The 15,726-nt window shown below is 42.1% G+C and carries 20 protein-coding genes; all 20 read right to left on the bottom strand.

What is annotated here, in order from left to right; genetic code table 11:
- Positions 1-42: 42 nt before the first annotated feature.
- The 20 genes from FE005_RS13815 to FE005_RS13910 all read right to left on the bottom strand — a co-directional run bounded on the left by FE005_RS13815 (position 43) and on the right by FE005_RS13910 (position 15,704).
- A complete protein-coding gene (locus tag FE005_RS13815; protein WP_113849605.1) occupies positions 43-1,206 on the bottom strand; it encodes a nucleotidyltransferase in 1,164 nt (387 codons plus the stop codon).
- A gap of 68 nt (positions 1,207-1,274) precedes the next feature.
- Entirely contained in the window at positions 1,275-2,006 is a 732-nt protein-coding gene (locus tag FE005_RS13820; RefSeq protein ID WP_021149847.1) for a class I SAM-dependent methyltransferase, read from the bottom strand.
- A 2-nt stretch (positions 2,007-2,008) separates the two neighbouring features.
- Positions 2,009-2,353 carry a ribosome silencing factor gene (gene rsfS / locus FE005_RS13825; RefSeq protein WP_138372024.1) on the bottom strand — a complete coding sequence of 115 codons (345 nt, stop codon included), beginning with the start codon at positions 2,351-2,353 and terminating at the stop codon, positions 2,009-2,011.
- A 27-nt stretch (positions 2,354-2,380) separates the two neighbouring features.
- Positions 2,381-2,965: a bis(5'-nucleosyl)-tetraphosphatase (symmetrical) YqeK gene (gene yqeK, locus FE005_RS13830; protein ID WP_081132189.1), complete on the bottom strand. Its 585-nt coding sequence runs from the start codon at positions 2,963-2,965 to the stop codon at positions 2,381-2,383.
- Positions 2,958-3,596, bottom strand: coding sequence for a nicotinate-nucleotide adenylyltransferase (locus tag FE005_RS13835; RefSeq protein WP_003126360.1), 639 nt, complete (start codon positions 3,594-3,596; stop codon positions 2,958-2,960). The genes yqeK and FE005_RS13835 overlap by 8 nt, the downstream gene beginning before the upstream one ends.
- A gap of 12 nt (positions 3,597-3,608) precedes the next feature.
- On the bottom strand, positions 3,609-3,920 hold the full coding sequence (gene yhbY, locus FE005_RS13840; protein ID WP_060813376.1) for a ribosome assembly RNA-binding protein YhbY: 312 nt from the start codon (positions 3,918-3,920) through the stop codon (positions 3,609-3,611).
- Between the two features lie 16 nt (positions 3,921-3,936).
- A complete protein-coding gene (gene yqeH / locus FE005_RS13845) occupies positions 3,937-5,049 on the bottom strand; it encodes a ribosome biogenesis GTPase YqeH (RefSeq protein ID WP_003126358.1) in 1,113 nt (370 codons plus the stop codon).
- A gap of 2 nt (positions 5,050-5,051) precedes the next feature.
- Positions 5,052-5,576: a YqeG family HAD IIIA-type phosphatase gene (locus FE005_RS13850; protein WP_003126357.1), complete on the bottom strand. Its 525-nt coding sequence runs from the start codon at positions 5,574-5,576 to the stop codon at positions 5,052-5,054.
- A gap of 422 nt (positions 5,577-5,998) precedes the next feature.
- Positions 5,999-6,730: an amino acid ABC transporter ATP-binding protein gene (locus FE005_RS13855; RefSeq protein ID WP_003126356.1), complete on the bottom strand. Its 732-nt coding sequence runs from the start codon at positions 6,728-6,730 to the stop codon at positions 5,999-6,001.
- Between the two features lie 11 nt (positions 6,731-6,741).
- Positions 6,742-7,431, bottom strand: coding sequence for an amino acid ABC transporter permease (locus FE005_RS13860; protein ID WP_005471270.1), 690 nt, complete (start codon positions 7,429-7,431; stop codon positions 6,742-6,744).
- Positions 7,432-7,448: 17 nt separating this feature from the next.
- Entirely contained in the window at positions 7,449-8,288 is an 840-nt protein-coding gene (locus FE005_RS13865; protein ID WP_005471269.1) for a transporter substrate-binding domain-containing protein, read from the bottom strand.
- 200 nt (positions 8,289-8,488) lie between these two features.
- Entirely contained in the window at positions 8,489-9,274 is a 786-nt protein-coding gene (locus FE005_RS13870) for an acetyl-CoA carboxylase carboxyl transferase subunit alpha (protein WP_003126354.1), read from the bottom strand.
- Positions 9,267-10,136: an acetyl-CoA carboxylase, carboxyltransferase subunit beta gene (gene accD, locus FE005_RS13875; RefSeq protein ID WP_081132187.1), complete on the bottom strand. Its 870-nt coding sequence runs from the start codon at positions 10,134-10,136 to the stop codon at positions 9,267-9,269. The genes FE005_RS13870 and accD overlap by 8 nt, the downstream gene beginning before the upstream one ends.
- An 11-nt stretch (positions 10,137-10,147) precedes the next feature.
- Positions 10,148-11,512, bottom strand: a complete 1,365-nt coding sequence (locus FE005_RS13880) for an acetyl-CoA carboxylase biotin carboxylase subunit (protein ID WP_003126352.1) — start codon at positions 11,510-11,512, stop codon at positions 10,148-10,150.
- 7 nt (positions 11,513-11,519) lie between these two features.
- Complete coding sequence (fabZ, locus tag FE005_RS13885; RefSeq protein WP_029486743.1) at positions 11,520-11,939, bottom strand: 3-hydroxyacyl-ACP dehydratase FabZ; 420 nt, start codon at positions 11,937-11,939, stop codon at positions 11,520-11,522.
- Between the two features lie 12 nt (positions 11,940-11,951).
- Positions 11,952-12,431: an acetyl-CoA carboxylase biotin carboxyl carrier protein gene (accB, locus tag FE005_RS13890; RefSeq protein WP_138372025.1), complete on the bottom strand. Its 480-nt coding sequence runs from the start codon at positions 12,429-12,431 to the stop codon at positions 11,952-11,954.
- Positions 12,432-13,670: a beta-ketoacyl-ACP synthase II gene (gene fabF / locus FE005_RS13895; protein WP_003126348.1), complete on the bottom strand. Its 1,239-nt coding sequence runs from the start codon at positions 13,668-13,670 to the stop codon at positions 12,432-12,434.
- Positions 13,671-13,683: 13 nt separating this feature from the next.
- On the bottom strand, positions 13,684-14,421 hold the full coding sequence (gene fabG / locus FE005_RS13900) for a 3-oxoacyl-[acyl-carrier-protein] reductase (RefSeq protein ID WP_003126347.1): 738 nt from the start codon (positions 14,419-14,421) through the stop codon (positions 13,684-13,686).
- 9 nt (positions 14,422-14,430) lie between these two features.
- A complete protein-coding gene (gene fabD / locus FE005_RS13905; protein ID WP_081132182.1) occupies positions 14,431-15,354 on the bottom strand; it encodes an ACP S-malonyltransferase in 924 nt (307 codons plus the stop codon).
- Positions 15,355-15,479: 125 nt separating this feature from the next.
- Positions 15,480-15,704 (bottom strand): acyl carrier protein, encoded by a 225-nt coding sequence (locus tag FE005_RS13910; RefSeq protein ID WP_003126345.1) that lies wholly within the window; start codon positions 15,702-15,704, stop codon positions 15,480-15,482.
- Between the last annotated feature and the right edge of the window lie 22 nt (positions 15,705-15,726).

Consider the following 15,726-nt stretch of genomic DNA (forward strand, 5'->3'; position numbering starts at 1 on the left):
TCATTATACTTGTGATTTCCTGTTCTGTGAAGTAATTTCAGTTCAATTCTTTAGAAAAATAGGGGAACGACCAAAATTTTGTTCTACAATCTGTGGTGATGCCAACTGATAGATTTGATCTACCCGTAAAGAATACCCAAAACGCTCGCTTTCCTTTTTGCCAAATTTAGAAATGAGCGGCAGGTCTGTCTTCTTTTTAACTTGCTTTAAATAAGTTTGACCTGCTGTTGTAAACCCCAAAATACGAATCCCGGTATTCTTTTGCGCTTGTTGGACTTCTTCACTGGTTGCTTGAAACAATAGATAACACATCAACCGCTGAAGTCTAGTTCTAGTATACCGTTTTGTTTTCAGAAGTGCCATAAATTCCGCAAAAGAAGTGGCGTGTAAACAAGCTTTGATCCGATATTCTAATCCTTCGGTCACTTGATACCGGGTTCGCAATTGTTCAAGAGGGGTTGCGATAAGTTGGTACTGCAACAATGGCCAAAAAAACTCCCAATCAATCGTTTGGTCTAATAAATCATTTCTTACACTTTCAGGAACGTACCCTTTAATCTCTTGACCTGCCTTCACAGCTTTGCGAATAGCCGTCGCACTGGCAATCATCCCACCAGACAATTCTTGTGAGTGATAGGCCGCTTGTTTCCTTGAAATCGGCAACAGTTTCATTGGTGATGGATACTGACACGTTTCACGAGCATAGCGCATGCCCAATATGTGATTAGGCAAATGAGCCTCTGCCAAAAAGTCTGGATAGACTGCTGCAAAAGCCGCATGCATTTTTTGTGTATAGGTTTGGTTCTCAGAAGCATTCTCTTGAAAAAACTGGTCGATGACTTCTTGATTGTTTTGCTCAAAATGCGCAAATGCTTCATAATCAAACGGTTCGGGAGCGTCCGTTCCAAAACATAAAAAGGAGCAATCCAATGATTGCAGAATTCTAATTGCTCCTTTTGCAAAGAAATCAGCTGATTGAACTGACCAAGCCGGCGGTAATTCTACAATTAGATCCACGCCGTTTTCGAGTGCAGCTCGAGCACGTTGCCATTTGTCAACGATTGCCGGTTCTCCTCGCTGCAAAAAGTTGCCACTCATCACCGCCACAACAACATCCGCTCCGGATGCTTTTCTAGCTTGCTGGACATGAAATTCATGGCCATTATGAAAAGGATTATACTCTACAACAATACCGCATGCTTGCATTTCTCCACTCCTTTCTCCCATCAGCAAATAAATTTAAGTTCTTTTTAATCTAAAAAAACCGCAAACAATCAAAGCTTGCGGCAGACAAAGAACCAACGACGGCTCTTTTCATTTGGCGGACTATCAATAAAGTCTGCATACATTTCGATTTCAGAGAAGCCAGCATTTTCTAACATCCGCTGATAACTTTCAAGCGAATAGGTGCGTTCTCGGTGTAGTTCATCCATTCGTTGGAAAGTTCCATCCTCATTTTGCACAAAAAAAGTCAAAAAATGTTCAATGCTGTGAGGAACTTCTCCTTGGTAACTTTCCCAGAGAAAGGCAAACTCATCTGTTTGATAGTGGTAGCTGTAATCAGGGAATACTTCATCGATCTGGTACGTTGAGTGTACATCGAACATAAATACCCCGTCGTCACGCAAGCTGTTATAAACCCCATCGAAAACTTGTTGGACACTTTGTTCATCTTCCATATAACAGATTGAGTCAGAGTAACAAGTGATCGCTTCGTAGGTTCCCACATCTGTCAGATCCAGCATGTCCCCTTCTACCAATTGGATGGGCGTATCCTCTTGTTCCGCCCGCTGACTGGCGATCATCAACATTTCTTCTGAAAGGTCTAAGCCGGTTACATCAAAACCCGCTTTTGCGAATTCTACTGCTAATGCACCTGTTCCGCAGGCTAGTTCCATGATTTGTTTTTTTTCACCTAAATGACGGCAAGAAAAATCCAGCCACTTTTGATAGAGACTGGAATCCATTACTTCGTCATAGACAAAAGCAAATGTTTCGTAGGCCATTATTAAGCCACGACCCATTCATTCAGATCAACAAGCGGTGCATCTGACCATAATTTTTCTAAATTATAAAACGCACGTTCTGAAGCGTTGAAAACGTGAACGATGACATCACCAAGATCAATCAAGACCCATTTACCACCATCTTTTCCTTCAACACGGCGAACCTCCACTTGGTTTTCTTCTTCTTCTTTGTCAAGAACTTCATCAATGATGGCATTGATTTGTCTTTCACTGTTTCCTGAACAAATCACAAAGTAATCGGCTAATAATGAAATTTCACGAACGTCTAATGCCATAATATCTTCGGCATGTTTTGAATCTGCTGCTTTAACAGCAATTTCTAAAATTCTCTGGCTATCTATGGTAATTCCCTCCTAATGGTTTGCGACCCAATGATTGTATGTTTCAATCGTCTTGGGATAAATTGGTGCTTCCTTTTCAATCAAATAAAGCAATGTATGTTTCGTTTCGTAAGCTACTGCAGCGTCAAGATCAATCATAGCTAATTCACGGGCTTCTTTCACACCAGGAAATGATCGACCAGGTTCGATATAATCGGCAACGTAAATGATCTTATCCAACAAACTCATTTCTGCAGCGCCAGTCGTATGGATACGAATGGCTTGTAGGATCTCTTCGTCATCGATGCCTAACTCTCGCTGAACAAAATCGGCTCCCACAATACCATGCCAAATAGCATTGCTCCAATTGAGCAAATCCAGATCAAAACCATCTCGCCGAATGACAAGCTGGAATTCTTCATCTGGACGCTCTTTGGCATAATCATGAGTCAGCGCAGCGATACTGGCTTTTTCCGGTGAAGCACCGAATTTTTCAGCCAATGCGACAGCCGTTTTTTCTACCCCTAGTACATGCTGAAATCGTTTTTGGCTCATATGCATTTGTACTTCCTGCATCAATAATTCGCGTTCAGCAGGCGTATACTGTTGGCTATTCATCCAGATACAGCCCCTTTTCTTGAATATAGTTTAACACATTTTCCGGCAATAAGTAGCGAATCGAGCATCCTTGTTGCACTTTCTTACGAATTATTGTGGAGCTGATATCCATCAAAGGCACATCGATCCAAATGATCGGATAGGGTGTTTCAACGGGATAGCTAGGACGACGAACCCCGACGAAGGTGACCAACTCCATCAATTCATCAATCCGATGCCACTTCGGCAAGTATTGTACCATATCGCCGCCAATAATAAAGTAATAACTTGTATCAGGGTTCTTTTCAGTCAGTTCCTTCATTGTATCAAAAGTATAGCTTTTCCCTTTGCGTTTCAATTCAATGTCTTCAATCGCAAATCGGGGATTATCCGCAATCGCTAACTGTAACATTGCCAGTCGGTGAGCAGCCGGGATCGTCTTTTTTTCATCGACATGCGGCGGAAGATACTCAGGCATAAAATAGACTTTATCCAAGCCCAAAGCTTGCCCAACTTCTTCACCCATGACCAAGTGGGTATAGTGAACGGGGTTGAAATTCCCCCCCAGTATGCCCACTTGTTTTTTAGGCGCTTGATAAGCCGCTTCTGTTGTATATAAGGTCTGAACTTTGCCAAACGAATTTCCTTGCATGTCAAATCACTCCTATAATGAACGTACGTTTACAGAGATTTTTTGATATTTTTCTTTTGTAGATGGTTTGAATAACACAATCACGCGTCCAATGATTTGAACAACCTCGCATTGAATCGCTTCACTGATTGCTGCAGCAGCGTCCTCCGCCACTTCGTCGGTATTTTGCAATAAAGATACCTTGATCAATTCTCTTTTTTCTAGCGCTTCTTCGATTTGATTGATCATTGCCTCATTCAACCCGCCTTTGCCAATCTGAAAAATCGGTGTTAAATGATGCGCTTCACTGCGTAAAAACCGCTTTTGTTTTCCTCGTAATTCCATGTTCTGCCTTCTTCCTTTAAATTAATGCTTTCCGTTTGATCACATCAACGCCTTTGGGTGCCCAACCAGCAACAACTCCTGGTTTTGTGACTGTGATCCATCCTAAACCTGCAAAAACAATATCTGTTTTTTCTTTGATCGAAAATTCAAAGCGAACTAACTCCGGAAAATCAGCTAACTCATCAGGACGAGGCGGTTGTAAAAGACCACCAACATGTTTTTGATAAAAAGCATCAGCTTTTTCTAACTTCGTGCGATGCAGCACCACATCATTTGCTACATAAGCAATGAATGAGCTGCGCTCTCCTTGAATAAAGTCAAAACGTGCCACTCCTCCGAAAAAGAGTGTTTGGCCAGCATTCAATTGGTAGCTTTTCGGTTTGATTTCCTTATTCGGCGCCACGATTTTTAAATCTTTCTTTCCAAGGTAATGAGCCATCTGATGTCGGTGGATGATCCCTGGAGTGTCGATCAAAAAGTGACCGTCGTCGAGAGGAATTTCGATTTTATCAAGGGTTGTCCCTGGAAAACGAGAAGTAGTAATCAATTCTTGGACTCCAGCCGTCTGTTTGATGATTTGATTGATCAATGTCGACTTACCAACATTCGTAACACCTACCACATAGACATCTCGACCTTCTCGATAATGATCGATCGCCTGTAACAATTCAGTCATTTCAGCGGCTTTTTTTGCACTTGTCAATAAAACATCGATTGGACGCAGCCCTGCTTCATGGGCACGCTCTCTCATCCATTGGGTCATTTTTGATTTCTTCAATGACTTTGGCAAGATATCCACTTTATTGCCCACTAGCAACACAGGATTGTCTCCCACAAAACGATGAAGTCCTGGAATCAACGAACCGTTAAAATCAAAGATATCCACTACATTTACGATTAATGCATCTTTTTGACCGAGTTCGTTCAGTAAACGCAGAAAATCATCGTCTGTCAGCGAGACATCTTGGATTTCATTGTAATGTCGCAAGCGGAAACAGCGTTGGCAATAGACTTCTCCGGTTTCTAACCCTTTCTCTAATGCAGAGAGCGGTGTATAACCAAGCTCTGTTGGATTTTCTGTCTGGATCAGCGCGCCACAGCCAATACAATGAATCATTTCTTCATTCATTATCAAATTCCACCTCGCCATTTCATTTCTGGATTGTGTTTCAATAAATACTTCATAATTCTTCGCTCCAGCAAACGGTTGAATTGTGTTTTCCATGAATCCGTATTAATGATCGGCTTCACTAAGATACTACGGACCCCTGCTCGATTAGCACCTTGAATGTCGGTCATGATTTGATCACCGATCATCACAACATCTTCTTTTTGCAAGCCGAGTTGGCGGTATCCTTGCTTGATGCCACGAGAAAAAGGTTTCAATGCTCGATGGACGTATTGCAAACCAAAGGGCGCCACTGCCCGTGCGACCCGTTCACTATTATTGTTTGAAACGACAATCACCGGGATTCCCGCATTCTTCATTTCTAACAACCAATTTTTTAGCTCTTCACTACCGTCAGGGTCATTCCAAGCAATCAGGGTATTATCAAGGTCAGTTAGAACAGCTTTGATGCCTTGCTTCTTAAGTTGATGGGGAGTGATCTGATAGATGGCATCGACCATCCAAGTCGGTTTAAATTTTGAAAACATAGATTCTCCTTGATTCTTTTATTCATGTGACAAAAATAGTCAATTTGTTGACACGTCTAGATAAAAACAGCTTGTCAGCTGACAAGTCGTCAATCAGTCCCCACAGGGTCACTGATGATTATTTAAAGGCATCCTACTTATAATGCTACTTTCAACCTGTAATTATACAATAGAATCGTGTGAAATACTAGACTGAGCTACAACTCTCAGCAACAGATTTTCATCTAGTTGAAAAAAGCAACGGATCATCCACTGCTACTTTCTTTAAAAAATAAAAAAGCCGAACGATCAGAGGAGTGAGCAATCAATGCAGATTACTTCTGCAGCTTCCTTCCTCAAGAATCGTTCAGACAATTCATTGTTTTTCATCTTGACCGATATGAACGCACATCACACTAACCAACTTCATGGTCTAAAAAAGATCATAAGACTTTTGCCAGAAAATCGATTGTCCGCGGATTTTGCGGTGCATCAAATATTTGAGCAGGAGTCCCCTCTTCCATAATGACCCCTTGGTCCATGAAAAGAACGCGGTCGCCAACCTCTTTGGCAAATCCCATTTCATGGGTAACGATCACCATCGTCATCCCTTCTTGAGCCAAACGCTGCATGACACTCAATACCTCACCGACCATTTCCGGGTCTAACGCCGATGTCGGTTCGTCAAACAACATCACTTCTGGCTGCATCGCCAATGCGCGAGCAATAGCGATCCGTTGCATTTGTCCTCCGGATAAGCTTTGGGGATAAGCTTTTGCTTTATCCGGCAACCCTACGTCAGTCAACAGTTTCTCTCCGATTTTCCGAGCGTCTTCTTTAGACATTTTTTTTACTTTGATTGGCGACAATGTAATATTATCCATTACTGTCAGATTGGGGAAGAGGTTAAAGTTTTGAAAAACCATGCCTAATTTTTCCCGCATTTGATAAATATCATTTTTTTTGTCAGTAATGTCCGTCCCCTTAAAGTAAATATTGCCGCTTGTTGGTTCTTCTAACAAATTCAAGCAGCGTAAAAAAGTACTCTTTCCCGATCCGGAAGGTCCAATCACAACAACGACCTCACCTTTTTTGATTTCAGTATTGATACCTTTAAGCACCTGATTTGTTCCAAATGTTTTGTGTAAATTCTTTACTTTGATCATTGTATCCATCTTTTTTCCTCCTATCGCCGATAACCTTTGCCGAGTTTTTTCTCCCATAGATTCAACAAGCGGGAGGTGGTAAACGTTAAAATAAAGTAAATTACAGCGGCAACATATAAAGGAGTTAATGGCTGATACGAACTTGTCACAACAATTTGTGCGCTATTCATCAATTCGTAGATACCGATAGTGGATAACAAAGAAGAGTCTTTGATCAAAACAATGAACTCGTTACCTAGAGGAGGCAAGATATTACGCAAAGCTTGAGGTAAAATAACATACCGCATCGCTTGTGCAGGACGCAATCCTAGCGAACCAGCTGCTTCTGATTGACCAAAATCGACTGCATTGATACCACCACGAACGATTTCAGCAACGTAAGCCCCTGAGTTCAATGAAAGGGCGATAATCCCTGGAAATAGTCGTCCAAAGTCAAGATTCAACACACCAAACGAAATCGTCGGCAGTGAGAACAGCCCCTGCAACAACCCAAATGCAATCAATATCTGAACCAGCATCGGTGTTCCCCGTAACACTTCGATATACGTATTAGCGATCCAGCGTAATGGTTTTACTTTTGATAACTTCATCAATGCAAAGGTGATTCCGAGGATGGTGCCTAGGATCACTGTAATAATGGAGATGACAATCGTAATCAATACCCCTGAGATAAAGTAAGGATAATAAGTCGACAAGAAGGAAAAATCCATAAATTTACTACTCCGATCTATTCAGCCGCATTTTCGTTGGCTAAGTCTGTATTCTTTTGAACGTATTCATTAATTGTCCCTTTATCATTCAATTCTTTCAAAATACGGTTCAATTCATCTTTTAATTCTGTGCTGCCTTTTGGTAGAGCGATAGCATAAGAATCATCTGGTGAAGCTTCCAAAGCAATGTCAGCCACTGCCAAATCATCATTTTGAGCAACATATGAGTCTGCAACGGCACTTTCAAGTACTAGCCCATCGATCGATCCTTGTTTCAATTCATTGATCAAGTTAGGCACTTTCGCAATCGAAACCAATTGTGAGTCAGCTAATTGGTTTTGAACCACAGCCTCTTGGATCGATCCTTTTTGGGCGCCTACCTTCTTTCCTGAAAAGTCATCGATTGCAGACAATGCATCCGTATTGTCCTTTTTGATCACGATTTTTTGTTCAGGTGTAAAGTAGTTGTCAGTAAAATCAAATGTTTGTTTTCTTTCATCAGTTGCTGAGATCCCAGAAACCGCAATATCCGCTTTTCCTTGGCTCAATGCAGTTAGAACAGCATTGAACTCCAAATCCATTACATTGACTTTGACGCCTAATTCTTTGGCGATTTCATTTACCAGATCAATGTCCGCGCCGACGATTTGGTCTTTGCCATCAATCAAAGCATGGAACTCAAAAGGTGCAAAATCAGCTGATGTCGCTACATTTAATACACCAGCAGACTTGATAGCTTCTAGCTGATTTTGATCTCCTTTTTTTGACGAATCAGTGCTTGATGATCCACCATTCCCACATGCAGCTAAAGTTAATAAAGCAGCAACTGTTATAAATCCACTCATCAATTTCTTCATTTGTTTTCTCCCCTTATAAAATAAATAATTATGCATATATTCCCATCTTTATTCAGAATATATACATAATACCACAATGTTATTGAATTTCAAACAACTATCTGCTGATGTTTATTATATTAGAGAAATTTCACAAGGACAAATAAAAAAGCTTGAAATCAATGACGGATCAAAAATCGACATTGATATCAAACTTATGATTAAAATTTGCGAAAACGCTGATAGCGCTCAGCAAGGAGTTGGTCTATATTCTTTTGTGCTAGAGCAGCGATCTTTTTGGTGATTGCCGATCGCATTTCCGCGATCACTGTCTCTTTCGACAACAGTTCACCGTCGATGGTCTCGGGAATCACTTTTTCGATCACTCCAAGCTTGTGCAACTCTTGCGCTGTTATTTTCATGAGTCCGGCAGCTTCTTTCGCACGGCTTCCATCTTTCCAGAGGATCGATGCAAAGCCTTCCGGGGATAAAATCGCATAGATAGAATGTTCCATCATCCATACTTCATCCCCTAAAGCCAATGCCAAAGCTCCACCACTGCCGCCTTCGCCAATAATGATTGCCAAGATTGGTACTTTTAAATCTGACATTTCTAAGAGATTGCGCGCAATCGCTTCTCCTTCGCCACGCTCTTCAGCGCCGACGCCGCAATAGGCACCTGCTGTATTGATCAATGTGATAACAGGCCGTTGAAATTTCTCCGCTTGTTTCATTAGCCGCAACGCTTTTCGGTAACCTTCTGGATGAGGAGCACCAAAATTTCGTCGAAGGTTCTCTGGCAGGTTCCGCCCTTTTTGGATACCGATCACTGTCACAGGTTTCCCATCTAAGGCAGCGACCCCGCCCACAACAGCTTCATCATCGGCATAGAGACGATCCCCATGGAATTCCTGAAAATCGCTAAAAACATGTTCAAAGTAATCAAGTGCCGTCAAACGATCTTTGCTGCGGGCTAACTCAACGATCTCATGTGCCGCTTCAATCATTTGTCATCCACCCCTTTGTCGTATGCAATTTAAGCAATTGGGAAATTCGTTCCCTTAATTGTGTCCGTGGAACGATTTGATCGACAAAACCATGTTCCAACAAGAACTCTGCTTTTTGGAAGTCTTCTGGCAGTTCTTGTCGAATCGTTTGTTCGATCACTCGTCTCCCCGCAAACCCAATCAATGCCTGCGGTTCAGCGAGAATCACATCTCCTTCCATTGCAAAACTTGCTGTTACGCCTCCGGTAGTTGGATCTGTCAAGACTGTCAAATAAAATAAACCGGCTTCACTATGACGCTTCACTGCTGCAGAGATCTTAGCCATCTGCATCAATGAAAAAATCCCTTCTTGCATCCGTGCACCACCAGAAGCAGTGAATAATACAACGGGTAAGTTCTTCGCAAGCGCTCGCTCAAACAATCGAGTGATTTTTTCACCTACGACAGTTCCCATACTTCCCATAATAAAGTTGGAATCCATGATTCCTATTGCCACAGGTTGCTGATTGATTGTCGCTTCTCCAGTTAACACGGCTTCATGAAGACCAGTTTTTTCCTGTACGGAAGCTATTTTTTCGAGATAATCAGGAAAGTTGAGAGGATCTTCTGTTTTCACATCTGTATCCCATTCTTCCAAGCTTTTTTCGTCGATCGTTAATGCGATTCTTTCCCAGGCACTGATACGGAAATTATAGCCACAATGAGGACAGACTTTTTCTGCGCCCATTTCTTTTGTATATAAGGTCCGTTTACAGCTGGGACATTTCGCCCAAAGATTGTCGGGCACTGTTGGTTCATTGGCAGGTGCCTGGCCGCGATTAGGATTGATGCGAATGTAATTCTTCTTTTTAAATAAAGCCATTCTCTTCCCTCCTATTGTTCAGGCGTCCAGTTTGGCAAGAATTCCTCTTGTAAAAAGGCTGTGTTGTAGTCTCCGGCAATCACTTTTGGATGACCGATCAGATCCATTTGGAATTCTGCATTCGTCACTACACCCTCAGTCACTAATTCAGCCAAAGCTCGCTGCATTTTCATCAATGCTTCAAATCGATTTTCTCCATGAACGATGACCTTTGCAATCATCGAATCATAGTAAGGAGGAATCGTATATCCAGAGTACATGGCACTATCCACACGAACGCCCAGACCTCCTCCAGGTAAAAACAAATTATGAATTTTTCCAGGGGAAGGAGCAAAATTAAAGGCTGGATTTTCCGCATTGATACGACACTCGATGGCAGCACCTTGCATTTTGACATCTTCTTGTTTGATATCCAGCGGTTCGCCGCTAGCAATCTCAATTTGTTTTTTTACGAGATCGATATTGGTCACCATTTCTGTGATCGGATGTTCGACCTGGATGCGAGTATTCATTTCCATGAAATAGAATTCGCCAGCTTCATCCATCAGAAATTCGATTGTACCAGCATTGCGATAGCCAACAGCCTGAGCGGCGCGAACTGCTGCAGCTCCTAGTTCTTGACGTTTACTAGCTGATATTACGACCGATGGCGATTCTTCCAAAACTTTTTGATTGTTCCGTTGTAAAGAACAATCCCGCTCGCCCAAGTGAATGATATTCCCAAAAGAATCTCCTAAAACTTGGACTTCGATATGTCTTGCGGGATACACGATTTTCTCAATATACATTTCATCATTACCAAAAGCGGCTTTTGCTTCTTGCTGAGCGGAAGAAAAATGCTGCGGCAATTCTTCTTTTGTCAATACTTTACGTATGCCTTTACCACCACCGCCTGCTGCTGCTTTAAGCATCACTGGATAGCCAATTTCTTCAGCGATCGTCAATGCTTCTTTCACATCAGAAATCGCTCCTTGACTGCCGGGGATCACTGGCACTTGTGCTTCGATCATCAACCGTCGGGCATTGATTTTGTTCCCCATTGCATCGATTGTTTCACTCTTAGGACCAATAAAGACAATATTGCATTCTTCACACATAGATGCAAAACGGCTATTTTCTGATAAGAAACCAAATCCGGGATGGATGGCTTCAGCTTTGGTAACGATCGCGGCGCTTAATATTTGTTGCACATTCAAATAAGAGTCTGCTGCTTTCGCCGGGCCAATACAAATGGCTTCATCGGCAAGTTCTGCATGTAACGCTTCTTTATCTGCTTCTGAATAAACTGCGACCGTTTGGATCCCAAGTTCGCGGCAAGCACGTATAATGCGAACAGCGATCTCACCACGGTTAGCTATCAATACTTTAGAAAACATTTTTCACCTATCCAATCATGAAGGTAAGTTCTGCTTCTGCAACTTTTTTGCCATCAACATAGGCAATCCCTTTGCCGATTCCTGCTGCAGATTTTACCTTGAGTATTTCTACTTCTAAGATCAATGTATCTCCTGGTGTTACTTTTTTGCGGAATTTTGCTTTATCAAGTCCGCCGAAATAAGCGGTTTTACCTCGAAAATCCGGTAAAGACAAGAGTGCAACTGCCCCCGCTTGGGCCATTGCTTCAACGATCAATACACCAGGCATGACTGGTTCATGAGGAAAATGGCCTTGAAAAAAAGGTTCGTTGATGGTCACGTTCTTCTTTGCTACCACCCGTTTTCCTTCTTCTAGTTCTTCAATGCGATCCACTAAGAGCATAGGATAGCGATGTGGAATGATTTCTTTGATTTCTTGAATTGACATAACTGACATAGCTTACCCTTCTTTCACACGGAATAATGGTTGATCGTATTCAACGATCTGCTCATTTTCAACTAAGATTTCAACTAATTCGCCATCAACATCGCTAACAATTTCATTCATTACTTTCATTGCTTCAACGATACAAAGGACATCCCCTTTTTTGACAGAATCGCCGATTTGTTTGAATTGGCTTTGTTCAGGACTAGGTTTTAAGTAAACCACACCCACTAAAGGTGAAACGATCTCCGTTCCCGCCATAATTGGCTCTGAACTAACCTCGACGGTTCCAGCAGCTGTTGGTTGTACGCTTGGTACTGGTGCAGCTGCAGGGATGCTTTCAACTTTGACATCTGAACTCTCGGATGATACTTGACGGCTACTGAACGAATTTTTATTAAAATAAAGTTCGATGTTTTCTTTTTTGAGCTGCAATTCAGTCAAAGAGGACTGATCAAATTGGGAAAGCAGATCCTTGATTTCATTTGTTTCCAATTAAGCTTCCTCCCAACGTTTCAATAAGATGACTGCATTGTGTCCACCAAAACCTAGTGAGTTACTCATTGCATACGTAATTTCTGCTGGCTGGCTTTGGTTTTTCACAATATTTAAGTCGATTTCAGGATCTTGTTCACGAACATTGATGGTCGGTGGAATAAATTGATGCTGCAATGCTAAAAGCGAGGCAATTGCTTCGATTCCTCCTGCTGCCCCCAAAAGATGTCCTGTCATAGATTTTGTACTGCTGACGTAAGGTTTGCGATAGTCGTCCCCTAAACCATATTGGATCGATGTAGCTTCAGCTACATCATTAGCTGGTGTGCTTGTTCCGTGAGCATTGATATAGCCAACTTCGGCTGGAGTGATCGCTGCTTCAGACATCGCGAGTTTCATTGCTTTTCCAGCACCTGAACCGTCAGGATTCGGTGCAGTCATATGGTAGGCATCACAATTGGCACCATAGCCAACAACTTCCCCGAGAATCTTCGCTCCGCGCTTTTGGGCATGTTCAAATGATTCTAGAATCAAAACCCCAGCACCTTCTCCCATCACAAACCCGCTGCGGTTTTTGTCAAATGGTGTGGATGCTTTGTCTGGATCAGATTCCGTTGTTAATGCCGTTAAAGAAGCAAAACCAGCGATACCAATCTCACAAATCGTTGATTCAGATCCGCCAGCAATCATCACGTCTGCATAACCATGTTTGATATTGCGGAAAGCCTCACCAATCGAATGAGTACCGGATGCACAAGCAGAGACCGTAGTTGTACAAATACCTTTTGCCCCCACACGCAATGCAATGTTTCCTGCCACCATGTTGACGATCGACATGGGCACAAACATTGGAGACACACGATTTGCACCTTTTTCATGCATTCGAATCACTTGGTCTTGAATAGTTGGCAAACCTCCAATACCTGATCCGACCATGACACCGAATCGATCGGCATCTAACGCTTCAGAATTCAAACCCGCCATTTTCATTGCTTCAAGGGCAGCATAGATCCCATAAATCGAAAAAAGATCCATCCGTTTCGTATCTTTTTTGACAAAGTATTTTTCTAGTGGAAACTCTTTGACTTCAGCTGCTACTGAAATCCCTGTTCCACTGGCGTCAAATTTGGTGATGGGGCCAATCCCATTGGTTCCATTTTGCAAACTAGCTAAAAATGTTTCTGGATCATTCCCAATTGGGGAAGTCACACCGTATCCTGTAATAACTACTCGATTCATAAGTATCTCCTTTCTATCCTTGCATGGCCATTCCGCCATCTACGCTGACTACTTGACCTGTGATATAAGCGCTTTGGGCCAAAAAAACCGCAGCTTTTGCGACATCTTCTACAGCACCAAATCGCTGCAACGGAATATTATTGATCGATTGTTCTTTTACCTTATCAGAAAGAACTGCGGTCATCTCCGTTTCAATAAATCCTGGTGCGATCGCATTACAGGTAATGCCTCTAGCCGCTCCTTCGCGGGCAACTGATTTGGTAAAACCAATCACGCCAGCTTTACTTGCTGCATAATTTGCTTGACCAATGTTGCCAGTCAATCCTACGACACTAGTCAAATTAATGATACGTCCTTCGCGTAGTTTCATCATCTTTTTGAGAGCTACTTGCGTCATGTTGAAGGTTCCAGTCAAATTGATCTTCAATACACTTTCAAATTCTTCTGGTTTCATGCGCAACAATAACTTGTCATTGGTGATTCCTGCGTTGTTGACTAAAATGTGGATCGGTCCTAATTCAGCTTCCGCTTGTGCAAGCATCGAAACAGCTTGATCGTATTCGGATATATCACCGTTGACTGCGATGCATTTCACACCAAAACGGGTAATCGTCTCTATAAGAGTTTGAGGTATCTCTTTCCGCCCATTCAATACGATATTGGCTCCTTCTTTGGCAAATGCTTCTGCAATGCCAAAGCCAATCCCTCTTGAACTACCAGTAATAAAGACATTTTTATTTGTCAGTTCCATAAATTCCTCCTAATCAAACCTTGAAAGTGTGTCAAAAAGTGTTTGAGCATCTTCCACTCTCGAAGCAGCAATGGTTTTGTCGATTTTTTTCAAAAAACCGGTCAATACTTTTCCGGGACCGATCTCGATCATCTGCTCAATTCCCATTTGTTTCAACTGCTCGATGCTTTCATAAAAACGCACAGGTGATTTGACTTGCTTCTCTAATAATTCTTTGACTTGTTCTTGTTTCATCGGTTTCGCAGTCGTGTTGCTGATCACCGGCACCTGTAAATCTTTGATTTCAATTTTCGCCAGCTCTTGAGCAAGTTGTTTAGAAGCGGGTTCTAAAAGTTTCGTATGGAAAGGGCCGCTGACATTTAATGGAATCATTCGTTTGGCTCCCGCCGCTTGCAATAACTGAACGGCTTGGTCAACCGCAGCTACTTCCCCACCGATGACAATTTGCTGCGGCGTATTGTAATTAGCTGGCGAAACGATCCCTACTTGGCTAGCTTCTTTACAAATCGCCTCAATGGTTTCAGCCGGAGTATTCATCACAGCGACCATTTTACCCACACCCTGTGGTGCGGCATTTGCCATAAACTTGCCGCGTTTTTGCACGAGGGCTACAGCAGTTTGAAAGTCTAATGCGCCGCTTGCTACTAATGCGGAATATTCACCTAAGCTCAAACCAGCCAAAGCATCGGCCTGGAGACCTTTTTCTTTTAACAAACGCCAAAAAGCCACACTGACGGTTAAAATGGCTGGCTGCGTATATTCAGTTTGATTCAAACGGTCATTTTCAGTAAAACATAGTTCAGTCATATCATAGCCGAGCATCTCACTTGCTTCCGCAAAGGTTTGTTGAACACTTGATTCTTGCTGATATAACTCCTGACCCATTCCTACATATTGGGCTCCTTGACCGCTGAATAAAAATGCTGTTTTCATTTTAAACTCCTTTTTTGAACTGAAAGATTTTGGAGAAAATGGCATCTTCACTCGCAGATCTCAGCGAGTGAAACACACTCTTTCTATTACAAGGAAAGGCTAGGCTGTTTGCCTAGCCTCGTTTTTTATGCTTGTTGTTTTTCAACGTATTTAACTAGATCTTCGACAGTTTTGATGCCGTCTTCAGTTTCGATTTTTACATCGAATTCATCTTCGATCTCGTTAATGATTTGGAAAAGGTCTAAGCTGTCTGCTTCAAGATCCTCTTGAATGTTTGTGTTTAATTTGATTTCTTCTTTTTCTTTTCCTAATTCTTCTGCTACGATTTCTTGAATTTTTTCGAATACCATGTGTATATTCCTCCAATGTGTT

Source organism: Enterococcus sp. M190262 (genome assembly GCF_005843965.1).
Lineage (GTDB): Bacteria > Bacillota > Bacilli > Lactobacillales > Enterococcaceae > Enterococcus_D > Enterococcus_D gallinarum.